The 5,823-nt window shown below is 58.3% G+C and carries 5 protein-coding genes and 3 pseudogenes; 7 read left to right on the plus strand and 1 reads right to left on the minus strand.

Features of this window, described 5'->3' with window-relative positions; translation table 11 throughout:
* The first annotated feature begins 383 nt into the window (after positions 1-383).
* From ACSSVZ_RS27840 to ACSSVZ_RS27850, 3 genes and pseudogenes are all read left to right on the plus strand, one after another.
* Complete coding sequence (locus tag ACSSVZ_RS27840; protein ID WP_453974122.1) at positions 384-761, plus strand: MarR family EPS-associated transcriptional regulator; 378 nt, start codon at positions 384-386, stop codon at positions 759-761.
* Positions 762-818: 57 nt separating this feature from the next.
* Positions 819-1,052, plus strand: a pseudogene (locus ACSSVZ_RS27845) (UDP-glucose 6-dehydrogenase); the annotation flags it as partial.
* Positions 1,053-1,060: 8 nt separating this feature from the next.
* Positions 1,061-1,315, plus strand: a pseudogene (locus ACSSVZ_RS27850) (GDP-mannose 4,6-dehydratase); the annotation flags it as partial.
* 2 nt (positions 1,316-1,317) lie between these two features.
* On the opposite strand, the pseudogene ACSSVZ_RS27855 reads toward ACSSVZ_RS27850, so the two are convergent.
* Positions 1,318-1,617 (minus strand): annotated as a pseudogene (locus ACSSVZ_RS27855) (transposase); the annotation flags it as partial.
* Between the two features lie 92 nt (positions 1,618-1,709).
* Here ACSSVZ_RS27855 and ACSSVZ_RS27860 point away from each other — a divergent pair.
* Genes ACSSVZ_RS27860 through ACSSVZ_RS27875 form a run of 4 tightly spaced genes read left to right on the plus strand, consistent with a single transcriptional unit; the run spans position 1,710 to position 5,718 of the window.
* Positions 1,710-2,645: a Gfo/Idh/MocA family oxidoreductase gene (locus ACSSVZ_RS27860; protein WP_453974123.1), complete on the plus strand. Its 936-nt coding sequence runs from the start codon at positions 1,710-1,712 to the stop codon at positions 2,643-2,645.
* 2 nt (positions 2,646-2,647) lie between these two features.
* Complete coding sequence (locus ACSSVZ_RS27865) at positions 2,648-3,769, plus strand: ankyrin repeat domain-containing protein (protein WP_453974124.1); 1,122 nt, start codon at positions 2,648-2,650, stop codon at positions 3,767-3,769.
* On the plus strand, positions 3,766-4,863 hold the full coding sequence (locus tag ACSSVZ_RS27870) for a DegT/DnrJ/EryC1/StrS family aminotransferase (protein WP_453974125.1): 1,098 nt from the start codon (positions 3,766-3,768) through the stop codon (positions 4,861-4,863). The genes ACSSVZ_RS27865 and ACSSVZ_RS27870 overlap by 4 nt, the downstream gene beginning before the upstream one ends.
* 6 nt (positions 4,864-4,869) lie before the next feature.
* Positions 4,870-5,718 (plus strand): FkbM family methyltransferase, encoded by an 849-nt coding sequence (locus ACSSVZ_RS27875; protein WP_453974126.1) that lies wholly within the window; start codon positions 4,870-4,872, stop codon positions 5,716-5,718.
* Positions 5,719-5,823 lie beyond the last annotated feature (105 nt).

Here is a 5,823-nt window from a genome sequence, read left to right on the forward strand (position 1 = left end):
ATGTTGCAGAAGGGAAATAGGTGGACGACTTTTACGCCGCCCGAAGCGAGACTATCCCGCCGCTACCGTGGTCGAATTTTGCACCGCCGCTTTCAGGTTTTGCAGGCGCAGCATTTTGCGGTTGTCCTGGCGTGATTTGTGCTGTAGCTATTCATCCATGGTGCGCAACTTCAGCGTGCAGGCACGGTCCGTCCGCCCAGCAGACGAGGATCGCGCCACAATATTCCCCACCGCTGACATTTCCTGTTGCTTAGTGACCCGAGAGCATGTATTGCTCAAAACTGAGCAATCACGCCGATTATGCTTCACATTGCGAAAGAAGTCACCCCGAGGAGGCCCGCAGGCAGTCCTTGTGCGGTAGCCTGCGCGAAAGCCCCGAAATCATGACCACCCAGCGTGACAAGCTGCGCGAAGACGTGCAGTTCCGAATCCTGCGCCTGTTGAAAGACAATCCCGAGATGACCCAGCGCCAACTGGCCAAGGCGGTCGGGGTCAGCAACGGTGGCATCCACTATGTCCTCAACGCGCTCTTGGAAAAGGGCATGGTCAAGCTGGGCAATTTTACGGCCGCGGCAGACAAGCGGCGCTATGCCTATGTGCTGACGCAAAAGGGAATTGCTGCAAAAGCCGATCTGACCAAGCGCTTCCTGGTGCGCAAAATGGCCGAATATGAGGCGATCAAGGCTGAGGTCGAAGAGGTCGGGGCCGATCTGTCCGAGGCCGAGCTCGCCGAGCTGAAGGCAAAAGGTGTTGAGCAATAAGATGCTCTGTCGGGTGAGTCAGATTTCGATCACAGTTACCACACCGACGGATTTCTCTTGAAAATTGCAATGATTGGCACCGGCTATGTCGGTCTCGTGTCCGGGGCCTGTTTTTCCGACTTCGGCCATGACGTGGTTTGCGTCGACAAGGCGGTCGAGAAGGTCGCGCGACTGACCGACGGCGAGGGGCCGATCTATGAGCCGGGTCTCGAGGCTGTTCTGGCCCGCAACGTAGCGGCCGGGCGGCTGCATTTCACCACCGATCTGGCGCGCGCCGTCGACGGGGCGGATGCTGCACAATGAGGCGCGCCTTCATTACAGGCAAAGCCGGCTTCATCGGGTTTCATCTTGCCGAGCATCTGCTCCAGAACGGCTGGGAGGTCGCTGGCTTCGACGGCATGACCGACTATTACGACGTGACGCTCAAGCGTCATCGTCACACGATGCTGCAACAGCACGAGTGCTTTTCCGCCGTCGAGGCAATGCTCGAGGATCAGACGGCGCTCGACAGCGCCATCGACGCCTGTCAGCCCGATGTCATCATCCATTCCGCCAAGATGATCTTCTCGTCGAAATATGGAAAACGGTGCTGATACTTGGCGATCAGCTTCGGGTCGAAGGTGCCCGCACAGTCGCGCGGGATTGAACGCGTCAACTTCGACGTGCCGGTCAGGACCGACTTCTTCGAAACGCCGTTGCGCCGGTTTACAGCGCCACCGGCCTGGCGTTCATCCTCCAGATGCTCGTCCAGCTCGACGTTCAGGATGCGCTCCGAAAGCGCCTTCTTCAGATCGTCGACGCGGCCGTCCTTGGCAAAAACCTCGTTCGGATCGCGCCCAGCCAGCAGTTGATCCAGCTGTTACTTTTCAATAGCCATGTGATGATTCTCCTTTCCATCATCATGGCCTCACGCACGAAATTCCTGACAGTCCCGAAGAGTAAAGACCAATGAAGAATTTTGCGCTTATTGGTGCCTCCGGCTATATCGCTCCTCGCCACATGCAAGCGATAAAGGACACTAGAAACCGCCTCGTCGCAGCTCTTGATCCGAATGACTCTGTTGGCATCATGGACAGCTATTTTCCAGACGCGGACTTCTTCACAGAATTTGAGCGTTTTGATCGGCACATCGACAAAAAGCGCCGCGGAGGAGGGGGTGTTGACTTTGTCTCGATTTGTTCGCCCAATTACCTGCACGACAGCCACATGCGTTTCGCGCTGCGCTCAGAGGCCGATGCGATCTGTGAAAAACCGTTGGTGCTCAATCCCTGGAACATCGACGGCCTGCAGGAGATCGAGACTGACACAGGGCGCAAGGTCAACACCATCCTGCAACTGCGCGTCCACCCCGCGATCATGGCGTTGCGTGAGCAGGTCGGGACCGAGGCGCGCGACGGCAAGCACGAGGTCGACCTGACCTACATCACCTCCCGCGGGCACTGGTACCTGCAAAGCTGGAAGGGCGATGAGAAGAAATCCGGCGGCATCGCCACAAATATTGGCGTGCATTTCTTCGACATGCTGCATTTCATCTTCGGCGAGTTACAGGAAAACCGAGTCCACCTGCGCGAAGACACCCGCGCCGCGGGTTACCTTGAATACGAGTGTGCGCGCGTGCGCTGGTTTCTGTCGCTGGACCTGGGCGACGTGCCCGAAGGCCCGCGCGGCGAAGGTCAGCGCACCTATCGGTCGATCACCGTCGATGGCGACGAAATCGAGTTCTCGGGCGGCTTCACCGATCTGCACACCCGCAGCTACGAGGAAATCCTCGCCGGGCGCGGCTTCGGACTGGAGGACAACCGCACCGCCATAGAGACGGTCGCGCATATCCGCACTGCACCAGTGGGCACCATGGGGGATGTGCACCCGTTCGTGGGGCGGTGAGCATGACCAGCAACGAGCCAATCGCCGTTTTCGCTTATGCCTTCGCGCACAGGAAGACCCAGGATTTTCTCTTCGAGTTGGCAACGTCGGGTTTTCGGGACGTGACCGTGATCGGCGCGCCGTGGAAAGCACTGCCACATGCCGATTCGAACCAGTACTTCCCGACGATGTTGCGGTCGGCTCCGGTGCGCAAGACGCTAGATGTCTGCCATGCTCTGGGCTTTGCGTTCTATGAATGCGAACATGACGATGTAGGTGCCATTACGGCACTGCGCGACAAGGCGGGGTTCCGGTTGGGCGTAATCACAGGCGCGCGGATCATCAAGCGTGCGGTGATCGAACTCTTCGATGAGGGCATCCTGAACATCCATCCGGGCAAGCTGCCCGAAACCGCCGGTCTGGACCTTTTCTTCTACACTATCATGAATAACGTCCCGATGGGTGTCACGGCGCATTACATCGACCCGCGTGTGGATGCGGGCGACGAGCTGTTCTTCGAGGAAACGCCTCTTGGCCCCGATGACACCATAGAGGCGGTACAGAACAACAACTACCAGTCTCAAATCCGTGCTTTGCGGCGCTTTATAAAAGAACGCAACGCCGGCATCTTGACGTGCCAGCCCGTTGACCGGCCGCGAAAGAACGAACCAATGACGCTTCAGCAAAAGCGCGCCGCGGTCGAGGCGTTCCCGAACTGGCGTGTGGCCCAGTACCGTGCCCAGACAGGGCGCGCCCTGCTCGCGGCCTGCCGCGATGGCGATGCCGCCAAGGTCGAAAAGCTACTGGCTACAATACCCGATCTGATAGAATTCCGCAGCTCAGAAGGTTGGACGCCCCTCATCGTCGCGGCCCACGGCCAACACCGTGACGTGGTCCACACGTTGCTGGCACGCGGGGCGGACGCCAACGCCAGCGGTAGGAAAGGAACCACGGTCTTGATGTATGCCAAGTCCGCGCTGATGGGGCAGGACACCCCCGATTTCACCATTCTTGAGGCCCTGCTCGAAGCGGGTGCCGATCCCATGCGATACGATGCGCTGGGCAAGGATGTCTTTCATTACCTGCGGGCCAAGGGTGATGCCGCCGTCACCGCTTGGCTTGCCAGCAAGCAGGCCTCAACATGATCCCCTTCGTAGGCCTAGCCGCGCAGCAAGAGCACTTACGAGACGAAATCAATGCCTGCATCGCTCGCGTGCTGTCACATGGCAAATATATCCTCGGGCCCGAAGTTGGCGAACTGGAGGAGCGGCTTGCCGGCTATAGTGGTGCAGCGCACTGCATCAGTTGCGCCAACGGCACCGACGCGCTGCAAATCGCGCTTATGGCGCTGGGTGTGTCCGAGGGCGACGAGGTCATAAGCCCCAGTTTCTCCTATATCGCGACCGCGGAAACCGCTGCGCTGCTGGGCGCCAGACCCGTCTATGTCGATATCGATCCGGTGAGCTACAACCTCGACCCCGCAAAGCTGGAAGCGGCGATCACTCCGCGCACGAGGGCGATCATCGCGGTGTCGCTCTACGGCCAGCCCGCCGATTTCGATTCGATCAATGCGATTGCCGACAAACATTCGCTGCCGGTGATCGAAGATGGCGCGCAAAGCTTTGGCGCTGACTACCGGGGTCGCAAATCCTGCAACTTGACGACTATAGGCTGCACCAGTTTTTTCCCATCTAAGCCGCTGGGCTGCTACGGCGATGGCGGCGCGATGTTCACCTCCGATCCGGACCTGGCAAAGGCGCTGCGCCAGATCGCCCGCCACGGTCAGGCACGCCGGTATTACCATGTCCGCGTTGGCGTTAATTCGCGGCTCGACACGCTTCAGGCGGCCATTCTTCTGCCTAAGCTTACGATACTTGACAAGGAGATCGCCGCACGGCGAGCGCTCGCCAACGCATATGACGATGCGTTTCGTGACCATGCGATCCGAATCCCCAGAATTCATCAGGACAGGAGCAGCGCCTGGGCGCAATACACAATACGCGTCGGCGAACGCGACCGCGTGCAGGAACGGCTCAAGGAAGCCGGCGTCCCCACCTCCGTTTACTACCCGCTTGCGCTTAATCGCCAGCCCGCCGTCGCTGACGCCGAAGCCGACGTCCCACATGGCGACCAGGCGGCCGAAGAGGTAATGAGCCTGCCGATGCATCCCTACATGACGAATCATGATCGGGAGCACGTGATCGAGAAGATAATAGACGTAACAGGTGAACAGGATTAAGTCTTTATGTACGAAAATTTCCAGTGGACGCGCATTTCCACAGAGCGCAATGCCCTTACGCTCAGGTTCGAGCCGATCCAGCCCTACTTGTTGCGCACACTGGCACGCAGTCTGAACGAGGCGCTAGTCTTCGATATCGGCGCCAATATTGGCGTTTACGCCATCCTGCTCGGTGATCTCGATAGCGTGGCAGAAGTTCGGGTGTTTGAACCGATGGACGATTGCATCGTCGAGATCGAACGGAACATTGCGCTCAATCAGATGACGGGTAAGGTCGCGATTCACAAGATCGCGCTTTCCGACCGAAGCGGACATACCCGCTTCCGTAAGATCTCAGACTATTCAGGCGGAAATGGAATTACTGAAACCCATCTGTTCAAAAACCTAGCCTTCGAAGGAGAAGATACGGTGCCGATCGAACCGCTCGATACGCTAGTGGACGCAGAGGGGCGTGACATCGTGCTCAAGATCGATGTGGAGGGTCACGAACACAAGGTCCTGATCGGTGCCGAAAGGCTGCTGGCGAAGAATAGCGGTATCGTGCAGATTGAGATCCACGAAAACGCGCCTGATGCTCGGGCGACCAAGGAATTCCTGGAAAGGCTGGGCTATACCAAGCTGCTGCGAGTGGGCTGGGACTATTACTATTCCAACCGGCTTGAGCATCAAAGCGAGACCGGGCGCATAGAAGCCATTGAGAATGCTCTGTCATATTTCGTTGAATACACTCTCCAACGCGAAGTGCCGGCACGTCGCGATCTGCTAGAGGGTGTCACAATCGAATTATCACGCAAACGAGCCGATCATTTGAAAAAGATGCTCGCGGGTTGGCGAAGACCGCGCGCATCTAAATAGTTCGAACAGACTAGCACTACTTTGGCAGAAGTGAGGGTATCGCGCTTTGCAGGGAGCAACCACACTGAGGGCATTGCCCGGGCGGCGGTCGCGACAGGCGATCAA

The sequence above is a fragment of the Amorphus sp. MBR-141 genome (assembly GCF_053628695.1).

Coding starts and splice junctions, on each gene's coding strand:
- ACSSVZ_RS27870 (WP_453974125.1), top strand. CDS start 3,766: ATGATCCCCTTCGTAGGCCTAGCCGCGCAGCAAGAGCACTTACGAGAC.
- ACSSVZ_RS27865 (WP_453974124.1), top strand. CDS start 2,648: ATGACCAGCAACGAGCCAATCGCCGTTTTCGCTTATGCCTTCGCGCAC.
- ACSSVZ_RS27860 (WP_453974123.1), top strand. CDS start 1,710: ATGAAGAATTTTGCGCTTATTGGTGCCTCCGGCTATATCGCTCCTCGC.
- ACSSVZ_RS27840 (WP_453974122.1), top strand. CDS start 384: ATGACCACCCAGCGTGACAAGCTGCGCGAAGACGTGCAGTTCCGAATC.
- ACSSVZ_RS27875 (WP_453974126.1), top strand. CDS start 4,870: ATGTACGAAAATTTCCAGTGGACGCGCATTTCCACAGAGCGCAATGCC.